Raw genomic sequence first — 18,363 nt, 5'->3', positions numbered from 1 at the left:
CCAATGAGTTGGTATCCGAAGCAGGCTTGAAAGCAGGAGAGGGGAAACCTGTATCCTGCAGGATGCCCGCGGGTGTACAAGGCCGAAGGAAGCGGAACGTGGCGCTTCGCTTCCGATCTATTGAAGAGGAATGAAACATGTCAGCATTTCCTGACAAGGCAAAGGTCGTCATCGTCGGTTTGGGTGGCATTGTCGGAGCGTCGGTGGCACACCACCTCATCGAACGCGGTTGGGACGATATCGTTGGCATCGACAAGTCCGGTGTTCCGACGGATATCGGTTCGACGGCGCACGCCTCCGACTTCTGTTACACGACAAGCCACGACTACCTGTCTTGCTGGACGACACAATATTCCATCGATTTCTTCGAGAAGATGGGACACTACGCCAGAGTTGGCGGCCTTGAAGTCGCACGTACGGGCGACGATGCCTGGATGGAAGAAATCAAGCGCAAGGTGACCTCCGGCAAGGCGTTCGGTACCCGCATTCATCTGGTCAATCCAGCCGAGATCAAGGAAAAGTTTCCGCTGATCGAGGAGGATATGGTTCAGGGCGGCATGTTCGACCCTGACGCAGGGCTGGTGGTGCCGCGTTCACAGACCGTTGCAGGAAAACTTGTCGATGCGGCTGAAAAGAGCGGAAAGCTGAAGGTCTTCGGCAATACGCCGGCCCAGTCGCTGCTTGTTGAAGATGGTCGGATCAAAGGCGTTGTAACCCATCGTGGCACGATCATGGCCGACCATGTCATCGTTTGTGCAGGTCTTTGGGGACGCTTGATTGCCAACATGGTCGGTGAGGATCTCCCGGTCATGCCTGTCGATCACCCGCTCACCTTTTTCGGTCCCTACAATGAGTTCGAAGGCACCGGCAAGGAGATCGGTTTCCCGCTACTGCGGGACCAGGGCAACTCGGCTTATATGCGCGACACCGGTGACCCGAAAACGACGGAAGGCGGCCAGATCGAGTGGGGTTACTACGAACCGACCACACCGCGTATGTGTCACCCGCGGGATATTCTGGAAAAGGAAGAAGCCCGCCTCTCGCCCTCACAGCGCGACCTTGAAATGGAGCAGGTTATCGAGCCGCTCGAACGCGCGATGGAGCTGACACCGATACTCGGAGAGCTCGGTTACAACGAAAGCCATTCGTTCAACGGTCTTCTGCAAGTGTCCGCCGCTGGCGGACCTTCCTGCGGCGAGAGCCAGAAAGTGCGCGGGCTGTGGTATTGCATTGCCATCTGGGTCAAGGACGGTCCGGGATTCGGCAAGCTTATCGCCGACTGGATCACGGACGGCCGGACTGAAATCGACCATGCCTCGATCGATTACTCCCGCTTTTATCAGCACCAGCTGACCGAAGAGTTCATCGAAGACCGTTGTGGTGAGGCTGCGGAGAAAATCTATTTCCCGGCAATTCACCCGCGTGAGCCCTATGCGACAAGCCGTAACATCAAGCGGTCTCCTTTCTATGAGCGCGAAGTCGAACTTGGCGGCTATTTCATGGAGCTGGGCGGTTGGGAGCGCGCCCACGGGTATGCGGCCAACGAGCACTTGTTGGAAAAGTATGGCGATAAGGTTCCGGCTCGTGAAAACGAATGGGACAGCCGTCATTTCTGGCGCGTCTCGAACGCAGAACATCTGGCATTGAGTGAAGACTGCGGCATCATCAACCTGTCGCACTTCTACATGTTCGATGTCGAAGGTCCCGATCATGTGGAACTGATGGAATGGCTGTGTGCCGCCAAGATCGGTGGTGACAAGAACATCGGCAAAGGGATCTACACCCACTTCCTCGACGACGAAGGCAACGTTCGGGCTGATTTGACCGTGATCCGAATGGCAGATCGTTGCCGCGTGATTGACGGTGCCGATGCCGGTCCGCGTGACTTCCACTATGTGAGGCGCGTTGCAGAGGACAAAGGCTTCGATGTCACCGTCACCGATGTGAACGAAGACTTTACGACAATCGGTATCTGGGGCCCGAACGCCAGGGAGAACCTGAAGAAGGTTGTTTCCGACCCTGCTGCACTGGATCCGGAAAACTTCCCGTTCGCTGCAATCCGGCAAATCGAAATTGCCGGCAAGGAAATTACAGCCCTTCGCCTTTCCTATGTCGGTGAACAGGGTTGGGAACTGCACATGAAGTACGAAGACGGGCTCGCCGTCTGGGATGCTCTTCGTGCAATCGGCGTGATGGCCGTGGGCGTTGAAACTTATGCCAACTCCCGCCGGATGGAAAAGAGCCTGCGATTGCAGAACGCCGATCTGCTCACACAGTACAATCTGTATGAAGCAGATCTCGCGCGGCCAAAAGTGAAGGAAGCCGAATTCCGGGGCAAGGCAAAGCACCTTGAATACAGGGCTCGAGAGCAGCAGCCCGCCATGCTTTGTACTCTGGTGATGACGGAAGATACCGATGCCACTGGCGTTCGGCGCTTTCCGGTCGGCACAATGCCTGTCATGGATCCGGAAACCGGTGAAACGCTGGTCGACAGCCTCGGCCGCATTTCATACACGACCTCGGTCGCTTATGGTCCGACGATCGGCAAGAACATTGCGCTTGCCTACCTGCCGAAAGAGTACTGCCAGGTTGGTCGCAAATTGAATGTCGAGTACTTTACGGAAACGTATCCGGCGGAAGTCGTCGGCGTTGGTTATCAGCCGCTCTACGATCCGGAAAACCTGAAGCCGAGAACGTAATCGGAGAATACTTGGCGGGATTTACCCGCCAAGGTTTTCCTGCAAGGAGAATGTTCTTCCGAGACGGAACCTCAACCAGAAGGCTCACAGCCGGGTCGGCAACCCCGTTCCTGATCGGAGTGAAATGCCAACCTTTTTATGACGTGGATACCGCGTTCCAACTCGTTGAAACGGATAAGACCCGCGTAGACATCTGCGCGGGGTCTGCTATTGCAGGCAAGACACCGGAATCGCGGTGCTGAAGCCTTAGGAAACGAAAGACTGCTGCATGTCCAAACTGGAAGATCTTCTTGCCCGCAAGGGAGCTCTCCTCGCAGATGGAGCAACGGGTACGAACCTGTTCGAAATGGGGCTCGTGTCCGGTGATGCGCCCGAACTGTGGAACACGGACGAGCCGGAAAAGATCAAGGCACTGCATCAGTCTTTTGTTGATGCGGGGTCCGACATCATTCTGACCAATACGTTCGGCTGTAATCGCCACCGTCTGAAGCTCCACAATGCGCAGGACCGGGTCAAGGAACTGAACATGGCCGGCGTAAAGCTTGCTCGTGAGGTCGCCCAGACAGTTGACAGGGAGGTCCTTGTCGCCGGATCTATCGGTCCGACCGGTGAGTTGTTTCAACCACTTGGAGCGTTGAGCTATGAAGATGGCGTTGCTGCCTTCAAGGAACAGATGGAAGGGCTTGTCGATGGCGGTGCCGACATTTTGTGGGTTGAGACCATGTCGGCGGTGGAAGAGATGAAAGCTGCTGCTGAGGCGGCTCAAACTTTTGACCTGCCGCTCGTGATCACCGCCAGCTTCGATACAGCCGGCAAGACCATGATGGGGCTTCCTCCCAAAGGACTTGGTGAGTTGCAATCACAGTTCGCGTGCACTCCGGTAGCCATTGGTTCGAATTGTGGCGTCGGTGCTTCCGATCTGCTTGCCGCAATCATGGACATCACAGAGGCGTTCCCGGACGCAATTGTTGTGGCCAAGGGCAATTGCGGCATACCCCAGATCCGGGGCGATGAAGTGGTCTATACTGGAACGCCGGAACTTATGGCCAAATACGCTCACATGGCGCTCGATGCCGGTGCACGGATCATCGGCGGATGTTGCGGCACGTCTCCGTCTCACCTTGTTGCCATGCGCGGCGCCCTCGATGATCACACTGCTGGGAAACGTCCAACGCTTGAGGAAGTGATTTCCGAAATCGGCCCGCTGGTTTCACCTCCCAACAAGGAGGCGGATGCAGCTCGGTCGGAAGGCGAGGGAAGCAGTTCTGGTCGCCGACGTGGACGCAGGCGCGGCTGATACTGAAGATCAATCAGAAAAGGCTCTCCGATAGCAGGGAGCCTTTTTGATTGGGTTGCGATCTCGTCAGTCAGACGCACACTTTCCAGGAGCCGCCTTGTCGAAAGGTTCTTTTGTTTCTTTCAATGTGGCGGAATTGATCCCCATCGGCTGATAGGGAGGGGCGGTCTGCATGCCGATATTGGTCATGTGGATTTGATAACACCCGACAAAAACCTTTGATGTTCCGTCCACTTGTTCTGCCGAGACAGCAACCGGCAGCGCCCAGTAGATTTGCCCGGCGCCTGGGTTAGGTTCCGTCGGTCCGAATCTGACCGTTACCGTTTTTGTATCCGAATAACCTTTCGCCCATTGCTCGAAGTCCTTTGGGGCGAACTCCTTGGAAAAGTAGCTATACGCCTGAACGTACAACCGATTGCTGATCGCGTAATAATAGCTTTGGAGGAGCTTTTGGGGTGTGGAGCGATCGTCCATGTAGTCCCAATCTCCCGCTATTCCGCTGGATTGCAGAGACAAAACACAGACCAAGACAGCAGTTGCGGTTGAGCGAGAGAACTTGCAGGAAAACATCTTTCGCAAATTCCATCTGCGTGCTCCTGGCACGATACGGTTCTCTTGCCTGCTTTCTTTTCCGATCCGAACTTGTGTTGATGGGGTCATCTAAAGTCCCTCGATCTTTTCCGGTGTAATGATTTGGACGTCTTTTTCCTTGATCAGAGGTCTGGTTGACGCGCGCCAGGTTGCCAGGTGCGGGGTGGCAAAGTGTCTTTCCAGGGCATCACGGTTCTGCCAGCGTTCGACGAAAACAAATGTCAGTGGATCGGTGATGCTTTGATGAAAGTCATAGGAAAGACATCCCGGCTCCTTGCGGGTTTCAGTAATGCAAAGTCGGGTTGCTTCAACAAGGGCGTCGCGATTTTCCTGAGTAGTCTTCATTGTGGCGATGATAAAGATCATAAGAACTTCCGGAGAACGTTTTTCAAGTTGAACGCTGCGAAGACTACACGTTCTACGGCGTGCAGCATCGGATAATTCTGCAAATCTATCGAAAGTTTATTGAATTTACGCACTTTGTTGATAGCCAGCATTGATCGCTCCTATACGGAGCGAAGCTGAGGGACAGTTTTGGAGAGAGCGTTGCGGATTGTCGGACTTGTATTGATCGCGGTTGCCTGCCTGGTACCTGTTTATTGGTTCACCCCTTTGGCTGCGACAAGAGACCCAATCGCAGTCTTTAGCCAGTATCTTGGTTCATCGGCGTTGATATTGATGGGCATCAACCAGTTTATCGCAACGCGCGCGCCGGGACTGGAGACCGTGTTCGGATCTCTGGATCGCATTTATGTGCTGCACAAATGGCTGGGTGTCCTGGCAATGGTTGCCATGGGTTTGCACGATATTGTCGATGCGGAAATGAACGGACTTCGGGGCGGCCCTCTTTCAGGGATCGCTGAAGATATTGGCGAGGTCAGCCTCTATGGCCTTCTCATTCTGGCTTTGGCATCCGTAATCACCTTCATTCCCTATCATTTGTGGAAATGGAGCCACCGGCTCATCGGGATCTTCTTTTTCCTTGGAGCGTTCCACTTCTTCTTTATCGAGAAGCCGTTCTCGAATACAGATCCATTGGGGATTTACATTTCAGCATTCTGTCTCCTCGGGATCGTCAGTTACCTCTGGATGTCGCTGCTGCGACCGATGGCGCCGCGCGGACATCGCTACATCGTTTCATCCGTCAAACACCTTGGTGGTCTGACTGAAGTCGAGTTGGCGCCAAAGGGGCGGGGCTTGAAACACAAGGCCGGTCAGTTTGCGTTTTTGTCTTTCAAGGGAAACGGTCTGACAGAAGAACATCCCTTCACGCTCAGCTGCGCACCGGTGCAAGACAGGACCTTACGGTTTTCCGTCAAGGACCTTGGCGATTATACGCGACGTTTGCGCCAGGGCGTGCAGGTGGGAGCCGAGGCGTTGGTTTCCGGTCCTCATGGGCATTTCTCGATGCCATCCGGGCGTGATCCGCAGGTCTGGGTTGGTGCAGGCGTTGGCATTACCCCTTTTCTAGCCTTTGCAGAGAGCCTTAAGGAGAAGGAAACCGGCCCGGTCAAGCTTTACTATTGCGTCCGCGAACGCGAAGACATTCCCTATGCGGTTGAATTGGAAACGATCGCTGAAGAGGTCGATTGTCTCGAACTGATCATTGTCAACTCTGCAGAAGGGATTCGTCTGACACCAGAGCGCATCGCAGCCGATCTTGGGGGACACCTTTCCCAAGCTCACTTGTTCTTCTGCGGGCCTGTCGCCATGCGCAAATCCTTGAAAAGCGGTCTCGTGCTGAAAGGACTTCGTGCAAGCCGTTTCCACTTTGAAGAATTTCAGATGCGAACCGGGATTGGTTTGGGAGCTCTGGCGGCCTGGCTGTGGGACAGAGGCGTTTACGCGGCTGAAAAGCGCCGGGCTGAGAAGCTGCAAGCTGCCGAGTAATTCCGGCCTGCATGGACTTCTGTTCACTTGTAACAACAAAAAGACGACACCTCGTCAGGAACCGGCTTGCCTTTCAGTGTTATTTGACGTTTACGTAAAAGCGAGCCGAATATGCGGCGCGATTTGAAAGCTATAGGGGGAGCGTTGATGCAGCCGCTAATGACTGGCCGGGAAATAATGGAGCTGCTGGACGAGGAGTTTCCGCAAATCCATGCCGGTGGACGCGTGTACTCCATTGACAGCGTTTCTTCGGGCGAAGCGGTCGTTCGGCTGAGCGCAAACGAGCTTCATCTGCGTCCCGGAGGAACGGTTTCCGGGCCTTCCATGATGGCGTTAGCTGACCTGGCTGCATATGTTGTCATCCTTGCCCATATCGGACCAGTGGCACTGGCGGTGACAACGAATCTAAACATCAATTTTCTTCGCAAGCCCGAGGCAGGTGATCTGTTGGGCACGTGTCGGCTGCTGAAACTCGGCAAGCGACTGGCGGTCGTTGAATGCGGGATTGCTGGAGAAGGGGACGAAGAACTGGTTGCACACGCGACAGCGACCTATTCAGTACCTCCGCGTTAAGAAGATAGCCTAGGCGGGAACCTTTGTTTTCTCCTGACTGAACAAGCCTTCCAGGTCCCTCGAATATTCCACGACCCGATTTCTTCCCTGCCTCTTGGCTGCGTAAACAGCGAGATCAGCACGGTGCAGTGCCGATTGCCGCGTGTCGCCATCAGACGTTACGTAAGCTCCGATGCTCAGGCTGAGAACATAATCCGTGCCTTCACGTTGGCACGGTTTGCTGGCTGCTTCCATGACGCGTCGATACAGTTGACGGATTTCCTGGAGTGTCGTGTTTTGAAACATGATCACGAACTCGTCCCCGCCGAAACGACCAACGACGTCGTCTTTGCTTCTGGTGCTTAGCCGTAGAATGTCGGCGACATGTTTCAGCAACCTGTCGCCGCAGGCATGTCCGAATTGGTCGTTGACTTGTTTGAAGTGGTCGACGTCGACAAAAAGAATGCCGAGATTTCCTCTATCCGTGCTGTCGGCGAATTGCTCGTCCAGAAATTTCGATACGCTGTCGCGGTTCAGAACGCCTGTCAGGTGATCGTAACGGGTCAGTTCAAGCAGTTGCTTGTCCTTTCGCATCAATTGACGGGTTCGTCGAACATAGGCAGAAGCGGGTAAAAGCAGGACGGCCATCGTGCCAATGATCAGGTAGCCGCTCATCCATTGAAACGACTCTTCCAGTGCTTCTTCGAAGTCGCTGACATCAACATATACTTCCAGGGCACCGATCCGCTCACCGGACGGGAGATCCGCGGGTAGGTAAACCTCGACATAGGTGTCGACAGAAACGGCCGACGCCTCTTCATCGTCGTGGTCGTGAAAGAATACCGCGGGCTGGCCGGTCTGAATGACCTCTTGTGCCTTGCCGTTGAAAAGCCTGGTTGGTTCAAGAACGCCGGAATCTGAAAGCAGGGTTTGCATTCCGTCCTTGTTGAACATGACGAAACGAATGACGCCGACCAATGCAAAAGAGTCTTTGAATCGGTTGATTTCCGAGGATGTCGCAACTCCCTTTTCAACCATGCGCCGTGCGGAAGGAGTTGTTTCGAGAAAATTTCTGGCCCAGGACTGCGCGCGAATTTCCGCGCTTTTGCGGAGAGCCATTTGAGCTTGCCAGTCTATCAATGCATCGAAAGCGACGGTGAACAGCAGCACAAGCGCCGCCGCTCCGGCCAGAGCGAGCAGGAGGGGATTCCTGTATTTGGGGCTGAGGCCCGTTAGACCCATGTTTCGCTCCATCGCACTGAAACCATTTGGGAAGCTATCGGTCAGGACTTAAATCTGAGTAAAACAACTTCCCCGGGTTGGTTTGGGTGTATGCAGCTTTGAGGGTGATGAGTTGCGTTCGAAACGCAGGGAAAATTTGTGGTAATATGATACCGTTTTTATAAGTAATTGAAAAATAACGAGAAAAAACATGAGCATTGAAAAATTACTTCTTGACCGGTTTTTTCGGTCGGCGTATAAGCTGCCTCGAACGAATTTGAGGTCCGTTCGCTGGCTTTATCAGCCGCGCGGGCCTTTTCTTTAACGTCCAGAAACGGATCAGTCTCATGAAGACCTTCTCTGCCAAGCCGGCTGAGGTCGAGAAAAAGTGGATCTTGATCGACGCAGAAGGCATGGTTGTCGGCCGTCTCGCCGCATACATTGCCAATCACCTGCGCGGCAAGCATCTGCCGACCTACACGCCTCACATTGACACCGGTGACAACGTCATCGTCATCAATGCTGACAAGGTTGTGCTCACCGGCCGTAAGTACGACAACAAGAAATACTACTGGCACACCGGTCACCCGGGCGGCATCAAGGAGCGTACTGCGCGTGCAATCCTGGAAGGCCGTTTCCCGGAGCGTGTCCTGGAGAAAGCCGTACAGCGTATGATGCCGGGCGGCCCGCTGTCCAACAAGCAGCTGAAGAACCTCAAGGTTTACGCTGGTCCGAACCACCCGCATGAAGCTCAGTCGCCGGAACTCGTCGACGTGAAGGGCCTCAATGCAAAGAATGACGGCAAGAGGGCTTAAGAATGGCTGAGCTGCAATCCCTGGAAGAACTGGGCGGCGCGGTTGAAACCGCAGCCCCTGAAGCTCCGGTCCATGTCCAGAAGCTGGACGCACAGGGCCGTGCATACGCTACGGGTAAACGTAAAGACGCGATCGCTCGCGTCTGGATCAAGCCGGGCACTGGCAAGATCATCGTCAACAAGAAGGACTTCACCGAGTATTTCGCTCGTCCGGTTCTTCAGATGATCCTTCAACAGCCGATCATGCTGACCGACCGTGCCGGCCAGTACGATGTTATCGCAACTGTTACCGGTGGTGGTCTGTCCGGTCAGGCTGGTGCTGTGCGCCACGGCCTGTCCAAGGCTCTGACCCACTACGAGCCGGAGCTGCGCGCCATCCTGAAGAAGAACGGCTTCCTGACCCGCGATAGCCGCGTTGTCGAACGTAAGAAGTTCGGTAAGCGCAAGGCTCGTCGGTCCTTCCAGTTCTCCAAGCGTTAATCGCCGGACCGACTGGAACTTCAAATTCGAAAAACCCGCTGGAGCAATCCGGCGGGTTTTTTGTTGGCGTTGTGTATTTTGCAGCGCAGTTCAAGGCTTCAGTATCGGCAGGAATTCCGCTAGTGGTGAGCGCTTGAGTTTTTGCTTTAGCGGGTCATCTCCAGGCAGGGCAGATTTCACCATCCCGTTGGTCTCGTCCGAGGCGGAACGGCCAAGATCAATCGGATATCAATGAGCCAGGCGAAGTTTCTCGAGGGCAACCTGTTCAAGCATGTCAGCGTGATGTCGCTGACGGCGTCTGTCGGCCTGATGGCGATCTTTGCGGTCGATTTCGTTGATATGATTTTCATATCGATGCTGGGCAAGGATGAGCTGGCAGCCGCAGTGGGCTATGCCGGCGCCATCCTGTTCTTCACCACCTCGTTCAACATCGGTGTCGCGATCGCGGCTGGAGCACTTGTTGCCCAGGCTCTGGGGGCAGGGGACCGATCCAAGGCTCGCAAGAGGGCGTCGAGTGCCCTTGCTGTCGGGATCCTGTTTTCTTCTGTATTTGCACTTTTCGTCTGGCTCGGGCTCGGGCAGCTGGTCACCCTGATCGGAGCACGTGGGGTCACCCATGGTCTAGCTGTCCACTATCTCGCGATCATCGTTCCGACACTGCCTTTGCTTTTGTTGGGAATGGCCGGTGGCGCCATCCTGAGAGCACACGGCGATGCCAGACGCGCCATGATTTCGACGATTGTCGGCGGTGTGGTCAACGCGGTCTTGGATCCGATCCTGATATTCGGCCTCGACCTCGAGCTCACCGGGGCTGCCCTTGCAAGTGCCGCCTCGCGTGTTGCCATCGCGGCCTACGCGCTTCTTCCGATTTTCCGTTACCATGGCGGGCTCAGCCTGCCGCGGCCGAAAGATCTGGCGATCGATCTGCCGCCGATTTCAGCCATTGCTTTTCCCGCCATCCTGACGCAGTTGGCGACACCTGTCGGGCAGGCCTGGGTCACAAGGTCTATGGCAGAATTCGGAGAGGATGCCGTCGCCGGGATGGCCATCGTCGCGCGTATGACACCGCTTGCCTTCGGGACGATCTTTGCGCTTTCCGGAGCGGTCGGGCCGATTATCGGCCAGAATTACGGAGCAGGGCTTTATGACCGGGTCCGGGGGACGCTCCGGGAGGCTTTGCTCTTCACGGCTTTGGTGGTCGGTTTTGCCGCGCTTGTTCTGTTTGTGCTTCGCGAGCCGATTGCACGCCTCTTTGAAGCCGATGGCATGGCCCTGACCTTGATTTACCTGTTCTGCGGGCCTCTGGCCTTGGCGTTCTTCTTCAATGGTATGCTCTTCGTTGCTAACGCCTGTTTCAATAATCTTGGCCGGCCATTTTATTCCACATGGATGAACTGGGGGCGTCACACGCTCGGAACAATCCCTTTTGTCTGGTTGGGCAGCTCGCTCTATGGAGCGCCGGGCGTCCTGATCGGGCAAGCAGCAGGCGGTGTGGTCTTCGGTGTGGCCGCCATTCTGCTGGTTCGGGTGGTGGTCAGGGATGTAGAGGTTCATCACGAGGTGCCGAAGCGTCCCGGACTTTTCCAGCGGCAGGCCCGTCAGGTGATCTTGTTCTTTTCCAGAAGGTGATCGGGTATTGCTACCCAATTGCCTTGCGACCCGATCCAGACTCGTTTCTTAGCCGCCCGCTTATTCGAAGCATCCTTCGAAATTTCGGGCATTCCATATGCGATGGAGCCGGACATTCGGCAACATGATGGATCAGGTCCCGCAGGTGCGAGAGTCGTTCAATCTGACGGTCGAGATCGTCAGCCTTGTCGAAAAGCACTTGTCGGGAGAGGGCGGGGCGGCCGTCTGGTCCGAACATGCCTTTCACTTCCTCAAGCGAAAATCCTGCTGTTCTTCCCAGGGTGATGAGTGCCAGCTGGTCCAGAATTTCCGGCCCGAACAGGCGCTTCAGCCCGCGTCGACCAACAGAGGCGATCAGGCCTTTTTCCTCATAATGTCGAATGGCTGATGCAGCGATACCTGTTTGCTGTGCCACTTCTGAAATATCCAATAATTTCATCTCTTGACCTCAAGTCGACTTGAATTAGTAGGCTGGCCTTCATGGTTCAAAAAGGCAAGGGAAATATCGTGTCAGATAGATCACAAAGACATCGCCCGATCTGGATGGACGTTGCGGCCATCGGTCTGCTCATGACGGCAACGTTGAAGATTATGGCGAATGCCACCATCAGTCCCGCTCTGCCGGCACTGGAAGAGAGTTTCGCCGGCGAACCGGGAGCAGCTTACCTCACGCGGTTTCTGGTTTCGGCTCCCTCCCTGACCGTGGTTCTGGTTGCACCGCTTGCTGGTGTTGCAGCCGACCGCTATGGCCGTGGTCCGCTGCTGATTGCCGGCATTCTCCTGTTCGTATTGGCCGGTACGGCCGGGGCGTATTTGCCCGATCTGATGTCGATACTTGTCAGCCGTCTGGTGCTCGGTGTTGCGGTGGCGCTGACGATGACAGCGCAGGTTGCTCTTGTGGGAGATCTGTTCAGTGGCTCCCGGCGGAGTGCCTTCATGGGATTGCAAACGACCGCAATCAATCTGTGCGGACTATTGTTTATCGGACTGGCCGGATATCTCGCCGGTCTGTCTCCAAGATTGCCATTCTTGGTTTACGCGTTGCCGGTCCTGGCGCTGCCGTTTCTATTGTCGATACATCGGCGGGAGGTTCATTCAGGTCAGCCAGAAGGCGGGAAAGACAATGCAGGTTTGCCGCTCGCCCCAAGCGCGCACTGGTTGTTGCCGGCTCTTCTGGTCGGAAGCCTGACAACGGTTACGGTCATGCTGTTCTTTCTCATGCCAAGCCAGTTGCCATTCTACCTGGATGCAAATGGGTTTGACAGTGCCAGTGCGACAGCGATTGGTCTTGGTACCTTGATGATATGCGGTGCCGGTGTGGCGATGACATTCAAGAGACTAAGCGAAAGTCTCGGACTGGCTTCCACTCTGGCCATCGGCTACGCAATGATGGCGGCGGGATTTGCTATTCTGGCGATCAAGCCAAGCTGGTCTTTCCTGTTGATTGGCGCAGGAGCAATTGGTGCAGGCTACGCGCTTGTTCAACCGGGTTTCCTGTCCCTTGCTCTTCAGGTGGCGCCTGTCGAACGGCGTGGGAGCGTGTCGGGAATCGTGACGACGAGCATGTTCCTTGGACAGGTCATCTCTCCATTTGTGCTGACACCGTTCATTCAGGAGTTCGGATTTGCCTATGTCTATTTCGGCACGTCGTTGTCTTTCGTCTTGTTGGCTCTGGCCGTATTACTGCTGATGCTACCTCGGGTTCTGTCGCAACGGGAGGTTCGTTAGGCGGATTTATCCGGACACTTGACGTATGACGAAGAGAGCAGAACAAGCTCTGCTCCGACCTTTCGTCTAGTTCGGAAACACAAGGAGCTTGACCGGAAGAAGCAGTGACTGCGCCCGGATAACGATGGCATTGGCAATCCCCATGCCATCGACGATCCGGGACAGGAACGCAGAAAATCCGGATATTTCGCCCGCCTTGATTGCCTTTTCGTGACTGGAATAGGCAACGCCGATACATCTGCTGCCGGGTGGCACATAGTCCGCATGTCCCGCGTAAAGGGGCTCGATGACGGTCAGGATCGTTCCCGGCCGGGCGCGGTCCTGAATGTCGATCAACTGGTCGGACGGGCGAAGCTGGCCGGATGCGATGACCGCCTGCACCTCGATGACCTTCATCGGAATGACGTTGAGCGGTTTTGAGGCGCAGGTAATTTCGACGATGGTCCCCGGTTGAAGCACCTGTGCCGATATTTGTCCGAAGCCCGCCTGAAAGCGGCCTCGGCCGGAACCTTCGGGTACGAGAATGCCGGCCGGGCGGAGGATGGGATTGACCAGGTCTCCCGGTTTCAGTTTGAACTGCCTGACGGTTCCATTGGTTCCAGCATAAACCGTTGATTTCTCGATCTCCGTTTGAGCCTGGGCGAGAGCGGCCTCGGCGCTGGCTCTTTGTGCCGGAAGGAGCGTGTCCAGCCTGCCTGCCAAGGCGTCCCTTTGCGCTTTGCTTGCCTGCAAGGTTCCCCGAAGCCCCTCGACGGCAAGACGCAGGCGTTCGATTTCCTGTTCGCTCACGACGTTCCGGTTGCGCTCCGAAAGGCTTTGCCTGCGATTGAGTTCATCCTCCGCCTGTCGCAACTGGCTTTCGGCAGCCGTGATGTTTCCTTCTGCTGCCAGCAACTCAGACCGGGCGACGGTAATCGAGGCATCGACCTCGGCAATGCGTCTGCCGGCCGTTTCGGCAGCGGCGCGCTGGCGCTGCGTGTCGAGACGAAAGATGGCGTCACCTGCTTGTACGAATTCGTTGTCGGAAACATACACCTCCTCAACCCGGCCCGGCCTGTCACTCAGGATCGAGACCGTTCTGAAAAGGGAGGTGACATTTGAAGTGGTTGGATGAAAATAGAAGATGACGGTGAGAAGCGAAATGGCCAGCACTGCGCAGGCCGTGATCCCCCAGCGCAGCTCATACCAGACGGTGAACAGATTGATCTCGTGGCCGAGCCTTTTGCCCTGCTTGTGCCAGCGGTAAAGATAATCCGGCAGGATGGTGACAAGGGCGCTGAAGAAAAGCTCAAGCATCGCTTTGCCCCGGTCGTGCCGGTTTTTTCAAACGCCTGCGAAAGCTCCGGATTTTTACCGGTACAACAATCTTGGAGAGCGGTATGGCTGCCAGCAGCAGTGCCGCGATCCAGAAGGCGTTGTTCATGAAGAACAGCGAGAGAAGCCCCAATATGCCGACAACCTGCAATTGGGTTTTGCCCAATCCGGAAGCCATACGATCCGGAAGAGCCTGAATTGTGAAATAGAGCGCACCAAACCCCAGAAGAATCGCGACCAGGACAATTGCGACGGCGATGAAAAGAAGGTCGGTCGCTCCTGGTCCCGTTACGAAAAAGGGTGCCGGGTCGGGCTGAATATCACTACTTAGCAATTCCATATCGCAGTGCCTCGATATGTTCGAGCATTGCGATAGTAGACAAGGTTGGGAAGTGCGAGACAATTCGCATTTTTTGCGAGCATCTCTTGAAGTTTGCTCGGTCTCGGTGTTTTGAGCGGAGTTTATGTGGTCTTGGAGGCCTTTCCTCCGACATAGGTTTCAACCACCGCCCGGTCGTCACCAAGTGTCTGCAACACGAAAAGTTCCTCGGAAAGCGAGCCGACCGTTTCCATGCGTAGAGCCATTGTCGGGGTTGCCCGGGAGTTCAGAACGACGACGTCGGCGTCGGTTCCGGCGTCGAGCGTACCGATCCGGTCGGAAAGCGAAAGCGCTTTCGCGTTTCCGAGCGTTGCCCAGTAAAAGGTGGTGAGCGGATGCAGTCGCTGACGTTGCATCTGCAGCACTTTGTACCCCTCGTCGAGCGTCCGCAGCATCGAGTAATTGGTACCGCCACCAACATCCGTTGCTATGGCCGTGCGAACGCCGGCACTTTCAAGGCGGGCTTTGTCGAACAGGCCGCTGCCGAGAAAAAGATTTGAGGTCGGGCAGAAAACCGCGACTGATCCCGTTTCCTCCATGATGCCAAGTTCACGCTCATTCATGTGAAGGCAGTGCCCCAGCAATGTCTTGTGGCCAAGCAGACCGAAGGTCTCGTAAACACCCAGATAGTCTGCTGCCTCCGGAAAGAGCTCCCTGGTGAAGGCGATCTCGTTGTGGTTTTCATTGATATGTGTTTGCAGGTGGCAGTCAGGATATTCCTTCAAAAGCGTTCCTGCGGCTTCCAGCTGAGCAGACGTCGACGTGATGGCAAAACGTGGTGTGACGACATAGTGCGCACGGCCTCTGCCTTGCCATTTTTCCAGAAGGGCTTTGCTTTCGTCGTAAGAGCTCTGTGCTGTATCGCACAGGCCTGCCGGTGCGTTCCGGTCCATCATTGTCTTGCCGCCCAGCATCAACATGCCGCGCAGTTCGGCTTCTTCGAAATAGCTGTCGACGGAATTCGGATGGCTGGAACAGTATGCACTTGCCGTTGTTGTGCCGTGGGCGAGCAGGGCATCGTAGAACTCCCCGGCGATCCGCTTGCCATGATCTTTGTCGGCAAACTTCATTTCTTCCGGGAATGTGTAGTCGTTCAACCAATCCAGGAGTTGATCCGCCCAGGAGGCGATGACTTGAGCCTGCGGAAAATGAATATGCGTGTCGATGAAGCCGGGTAAAAGCAGATGCGGCCGGTGATCGATGACGTCAGTACCTTCCGGCGCCGCCGCCGCGATGTCGGCAAAGGAACCTCTATTGGCGACCTGCCCATGCGAAAGCAGCAGCGCTCCGTCTTCCTCGTAAGTGTAGGCAGCCGTGTCTTCGGGACCTTCAGGAGCCGACGCGAAGGTGAGCAGCCTGCCTCGCAGGATTTTCGTGTTCCTGTCTGCCAAAGATCGAAGTCCTTATGTTGAATTCAGTGCGTGCCGTGAAGGCGGGTCACATTTGGCCCTTTGCTTCGGCAAACTCAAGCCCGGAGTCAGAATCGATCGCGGGCGAAAGCCCATCGGGAAACGCAATTGTGGGAGTGTTACCGATAGATGGGCATACTGCCTCAGCCGGTATCCGACACAGTGGAACTCGCATCAAGTGGAGTAGAAACCGGCTCGGAATGGGATGACAGTTCGATCGTCACATGCCCGATTCCATGGACCGCTTTCAAGCGTGTACGCATCTTTTGCACGACCACCGAAGAGTTGTCTTCAGCTGAAACCGCCGCGTGCATCGTTGCATTGACCTTTCCTTCCGCCAGAGACCACAGGTGAATGTGATAGACGTCCCGAAGTTCGGGAATTTCGGCCAGCAGATCTTTCCGTATCACTTCACGATCAATTTGCGCCGGCGCTCCTTCCAGTAGAATGTGGGCGGACTGACGCATCACGGTGACGGCTGAACGGACAATGAGAAGCGCGACAAATACCGAAAGGATCGGGTCAATCGGATACCATCCGGTGAAGTAAATTATCACCGCTGCCGCGATCGCGGCGACGGAACCGAGCAGATCTCCCAGAACATGCAGGATCGCCGACCTCATGTTAAGCGAGCCGTCACCTCCATGTTGCAGGATCAAGAAGGCGCCGATGTTCACAAGGAGACCCAGAACCGCGATGATGAACATCGGTCCGGCCAGAACGGTCTGCGGTTCCATAAGACGCCCGACTGCCTCCACGCAGATCCAGATGGTCACCACGAGCAGAAATATCGCATTTGCAAATGCAATCAGAACGGGGAGCCGGTCACGGCCATAGGTGAGGCGGGCATCTGCGGGTTTCTTGGATTGCTGAAAGGCCCACCAGGCAAGGCCGAGCGAGGCGGCATCGGTAACCATGTGAATGGCATCGGCCATAAGGGCCAGCGAGCCGGCCAGCCAGCCACCAATGAGCTCGGCAAACATGAACCCGGCAATCAACAGCCCTGCCCATGCAACCGCACGCGCGTTTTTGTCAGTCACTTCGAGCGAATGGTCGTGGCTATGTTCGCCTTCATGATCGTGCGGAGAATTGGAGCCGCTGGTTCCCGATGAAGAGTGATGTTCTGTATGGGACATTGATCAACTCGATTTCCTGAGCTTGGTGTGAGCGTGGGGCTCGTGATCCAGGCGGCTTTATGTGTTCAACAAAGAGCAATCGGCAAACAATGTGTCTCGCGACACGCTTAAGAACTGACAGCAGTTCACTTCCTCTGATAAGACCAACTCCGTTTTAACATTTGGTGTTTGACCTTGTGGTCGGAACCCGCTGCAACTCGGAGAGCTTGCAGTCGAAAGGCAGACCAAACGAAACCGGGGAACAGTTGATGTCAGCAGACTTACCGCGCCCGACCGACAACGCGTTTTTGGGGACATCCGTCAAAGGCGGTTCGCACGAACCGACATATGCGGGCGCACTATCCTTCATGCGCCGTAGATACAGCCGCGATCTTGAGGGGGTGGATCTTGCAGTCTGGGGTATTCCGTTTGATGCTTCCGTGTCCAACCGGCCCGGGGCCAGGTTCGGCCCGCAGGGGGTGAGGCGGGCATCCGCGATTTTTGATGGGGATCCGCAGTATCCCTTTCACATGGATCCGTTTGAGACCCTTGCCTGTGTGGACTATGGCGACTGCGTTTTCGACTACGGGCGAAATTCGGATATTCCCGGACATGTCGAAGCTCAGGCGGCGGACATTCTGGCTGCTGACACGCATCTGTTTTCAATCGGCGGCGACCATTTTGTCACCTATCCGTTGTTGAAGGCGCATGTTGCCAAACACGGGCCAGTGGCTCTCGTCCAATTCGATGCGCATCAGGATACCTGGTCCGACGAAGGAGACCGGATTGATCATGGTACCTTCACCGGACGGGCAGTTCGTGAGGGTTTGATCGATCCCGATAGATCCATTCAGGTCGGAATACGCACCCATGCACCGGAGACCTGCGGTCTGGAGATCATTTACGGTCATGAGATGGACAATCTCGGAATTGGGGGCGTAGTTGAACGCGTCAAACAGCGTGTCGGAACAGGACCCGCTTACATGACATTCGATATCGATTGTCTCGATCCCGCATTTGCACCCGGCACGGGTACGCCGGTTTCCGGAGGACTGTCGTCACGAGAGGCGCTCTCGATACTGCGGGATCTCGGAGACCTTGATTTTGTTGGCGGAGATGTCGTTGAAGTGGCTCCCGCCTATGATCACGCCGACATCACATCCATTGCCGGTGCAAGTGTGGCGCTGACCTATATCGGACTTCTGGCCGAACGGCGGCGGCAGGGACGGTAGTTTCACCGCGTTG

At 55.6% G+C, this 18,363-nt stretch carries 17 protein-coding genes; 9 read left to right on the top strand and 8 right to left on the bottom strand.

Annotated features, from left to right (window positions below):
• The first annotated feature begins 137 nt into the window (after window positions 1–137).
• The gene (locus ABLQ08_RS16910; protein WP_352944352.1) at window positions 138–2,699 is read left to right on the top strand and encodes a GcvT family protein; all 2,562 of its coding nucleotides are present in this window, start codon (window positions 138–140) and stop codon (window positions 2,697–2,699) included.
• Between the two features lie 268 nt (window positions 2,700–2,967).
• Window positions 2,968–3,996, top strand: coding sequence for a betaine--homocysteine S-methyltransferase (gene bmt, locus ABLQ08_RS16905; protein ID WP_352944350.1), 1,029 nt, complete (start codon window positions 2,968–2,970; stop codon window positions 3,994–3,996).
• A 66-nt stretch (window positions 3,997–4,062) separates the two neighbouring features.
• Here the strand turns inward: bmt and ABLQ08_RS16900 are convergent, their stop codons facing one another.
• Together ABLQ08_RS16900 and ABLQ08_RS16895 are read right to left on the bottom strand one after the other, a co-directional pair.
• On the bottom strand, window positions 4,063–4,470 hold the full coding sequence (locus ABLQ08_RS16900; protein WP_352944348.1) for a hypothetical protein: 408 nt from the start codon (window positions 4,468–4,470) through the stop codon (window positions 4,063–4,065).
• Window positions 4,471–4,656: 186 nt separating this feature from the next.
• Window positions 4,657–4,953: a putative quinol monooxygenase gene (locus ABLQ08_RS16895; protein ID WP_352944346.1), complete on the bottom strand. Its 297-nt coding sequence runs from the start codon at window positions 4,951–4,953 to the stop codon at window positions 4,657–4,659.
• 180 nt (window positions 4,954–5,133) lie between these two features.
• On the opposite strand from ABLQ08_RS16895, the gene ABLQ08_RS16890 reads away from it, so the two are divergent.
• Both ABLQ08_RS16890 and ABLQ08_RS16885 read left to right on the top strand, forming a co-directional pair.
• Window positions 5,134–6,477, top strand: a complete 1,344-nt coding sequence (locus ABLQ08_RS16890; RefSeq protein WP_352944344.1) for a ferredoxin reductase family protein — start codon at window positions 5,134–5,136, stop codon at window positions 6,475–6,477.
• A 147-nt stretch (window positions 6,478–6,624) separates the two neighbouring features.
• Window positions 6,625–7,050: a PaaI family thioesterase gene (locus ABLQ08_RS16885; RefSeq protein ID WP_352944342.1), complete on the top strand. Its 426-nt coding sequence runs from the start codon at window positions 6,625–6,627 to the stop codon at window positions 7,048–7,050.
• Between the two features lie 9 nt (window positions 7,051–7,059).
• Here the strand turns inward: ABLQ08_RS16885 and ABLQ08_RS16880 are convergent, their stop codons facing one another.
• Window positions 7,060–8,271, bottom strand: a complete 1,212-nt coding sequence (locus ABLQ08_RS16880; protein ID WP_352944340.1) for a GGDEF domain-containing protein — start codon at window positions 8,269–8,271, stop codon at window positions 7,060–7,062.
• A gap of 326 nt (window positions 8,272–8,597) precedes the next feature.
• Between ABLQ08_RS16880 and rplM the strand changes: the two genes are divergently transcribed.
• From rplM to ABLQ08_RS16865, 3 genes are all read left to right on the top strand, one after another.
• A complete protein-coding gene (gene rplM / locus ABLQ08_RS16875; RefSeq protein WP_297586347.1) occupies window positions 8,598–9,065 on the top strand; it encodes a 50S ribosomal protein L13 in 468 nt (155 codons plus the stop codon).
• A 2-nt stretch (window positions 9,066–9,067) separates the two neighbouring features.
• A complete protein-coding gene (rpsI, locus tag ABLQ08_RS16870) occupies window positions 9,068–9,544 on the top strand; it encodes a 30S ribosomal protein S9 (RefSeq protein WP_352944338.1) in 477 nt (158 codons plus the stop codon).
• A gap of 231 nt (window positions 9,545–9,775) precedes the next feature.
• Window positions 9,776–11,173: an MATE family efflux transporter gene (locus ABLQ08_RS16865; protein ID WP_352944337.1), complete on the top strand. Its 1,398-nt coding sequence runs from the start codon at window positions 9,776–9,778 to the stop codon at window positions 11,171–11,173.
• 10 nt (window positions 11,174–11,183) lie between these two features.
• Here ABLQ08_RS16865 and ABLQ08_RS16860 read toward each other — a convergent pair whose 3' ends face one another.
• The gene (locus ABLQ08_RS16860) at window positions 11,184–11,612 is read right to left on the bottom strand and encodes a helix-turn-helix domain-containing protein (protein WP_352944334.1); all 429 of its coding nucleotides are present in this window, start codon (window positions 11,610–11,612) and stop codon (window positions 11,184–11,186) included.
• Between the two features lie 68 nt (window positions 11,613–11,680).
• On the opposite strand from ABLQ08_RS16860, the gene ABLQ08_RS16855 reads away from it, so the two are divergent.
• Window positions 11,681–12,901 (top strand): MFS transporter, encoded by a 1,221-nt coding sequence (locus tag ABLQ08_RS16855; protein ID WP_352944332.1) that lies wholly within the window; start codon window positions 11,681–11,683, stop codon window positions 12,899–12,901.
• A gap of 66 nt (window positions 12,902–12,967) precedes the next feature.
• On the opposite strand, the gene ABLQ08_RS16850 is transcribed toward ABLQ08_RS16855, so the two are convergent.
• From ABLQ08_RS16850 to ABLQ08_RS16835, 4 genes are all read right to left on the bottom strand, one after another.
• Window positions 12,968–14,197, bottom strand: a complete 1,230-nt coding sequence (locus tag ABLQ08_RS16850; RefSeq protein WP_352944331.1) for an HlyD family secretion protein — start codon at window positions 14,195–14,197, stop codon at window positions 12,968–12,970.
• Window positions 14,190–14,555, bottom strand: a complete 366-nt coding sequence (locus ABLQ08_RS16845) for a hypothetical protein (protein ID WP_352944330.1) — start codon at window positions 14,553–14,555, stop codon at window positions 14,190–14,192. Before ABLQ08_RS16845 ends, ABLQ08_RS16850 begins: the two co-directional genes overlap by 8 nt.
• A gap of 122 nt (window positions 14,556–14,677) precedes the next feature.
• A complete protein-coding gene (guaD, locus tag ABLQ08_RS16840) occupies window positions 14,678–15,985 on the bottom strand; it encodes a guanine deaminase (protein ID WP_352944328.1) in 1,308 nt (435 codons plus the stop codon).
• Between the two features lie 161 nt (window positions 15,986–16,146).
• Window positions 16,147–17,139 (bottom strand): cation diffusion facilitator family transporter, encoded by a 993-nt coding sequence (locus ABLQ08_RS16835; RefSeq protein WP_352944327.1) that lies wholly within the window; start codon window positions 17,137–17,139, stop codon window positions 16,147–16,149.
• 248 nt (window positions 17,140–17,387) lie between these two features.
• Here ABLQ08_RS16835 and speB point away from each other — a divergent pair, with 248 nt between their 5' ends.
• Window positions 17,388–18,350 (top strand): agmatinase, encoded by a 963-nt coding sequence (gene speB / locus ABLQ08_RS16830; RefSeq protein WP_352944326.1) that lies wholly within the window; start codon window positions 17,388–17,390, stop codon window positions 18,348–18,350.
• The last annotated feature ends 13 nt before the right edge of the window (window positions 18,351–18,363 follow it).

The organism is Roseibium sp. SCP14, assembly GCF_040329475.1.
GTDB lineage: Bacteria > Pseudomonadota > Alphaproteobacteria > Rhizobiales > Stappiaceae > Roseibium.
This window is presented reverse-complemented; position numbering and strand designations above follow the sequence as displayed.

Coding starts and splice junctions, on each gene's coding strand:
- ABLQ08_RS16910 (WP_352944352.1), top strand. CDS start 138: ATGTCAGCATTTCCTGACAAGGCAAAGGTCGTCATCGTCGGTTTGGGT.
- bmt (WP_352944350.1), top strand. CDS start 2,968: ATGTCCAAACTGGAAGATCTTCTTGCCCGCAAGGGAGCTCTCCTCGCA.
- ABLQ08_RS16900 (WP_352944348.1), bottom strand. CDS start 4,470: ATGGACGATCGCTCCACACCCCAAAAGCTCCTCCAAAGCTATTATTAC.
- ABLQ08_RS16895 (WP_352944346.1), bottom strand. CDS start 4,953: ATGATCTTTATCATCGCCACAATGAAGACTACTCAGGAAAATCGCGAC.
- ABLQ08_RS16885 (WP_352944342.1), top strand. CDS start 6,625: ATGCAGCCGCTAATGACTGGCCGGGAAATAATGGAGCTGCTGGACGAG.
- ABLQ08_RS16880 (WP_352944340.1), bottom strand. CDS start 8,271: ATGGGTCTAACGGGCCTCAGCCCCAAATACAGGAATCCCCTCCTGCTC.
- rplM (WP_297586347.1), top strand. CDS start 8,598: ATGAAGACCTTCTCTGCCAAGCCGGCTGAGGTCGAGAAAAAGTGGATC.
- rpsI (WP_352944338.1), top strand. CDS start 9,068: ATGGCTGAGCTGCAATCCCTGGAAGAACTGGGCGGCGCGGTTGAAACC.
- ABLQ08_RS16865 (WP_352944337.1), top strand. CDS start 9,776: ATGAGCCAGGCGAAGTTTCTCGAGGGCAACCTGTTCAAGCATGTCAGC.
- ABLQ08_RS16860 (WP_352944334.1), bottom strand. CDS start 11,612: ATGAAATTATTGGATATTTCAGAAGTGGCACAGCAAACAGGTATCGCT.
- ABLQ08_RS16850 (WP_352944331.1), bottom strand. CDS start 14,197: ATGCTTGAGCTTTTCTTCAGCGCCCTTGTCACCATCCTGCCGGATTAT.
- ABLQ08_RS16845 (WP_352944330.1), bottom strand. CDS start 14,555: ATGGAATTGCTAAGTAGTGATATTCAGCCCGACCCGGCACCCTTTTTC.
- ABLQ08_RS16835 (WP_352944327.1), bottom strand. CDS start 17,139: ATGTCCCATACAGAACATCACTCTTCATCGGGAACCAGCGGCTCCAAT.
- speB (WP_352944326.1), top strand. CDS start 17,388: ATGTCAGCAGACTTACCGCGCCCGACCGACAACGCGTTTTTGGGGACA.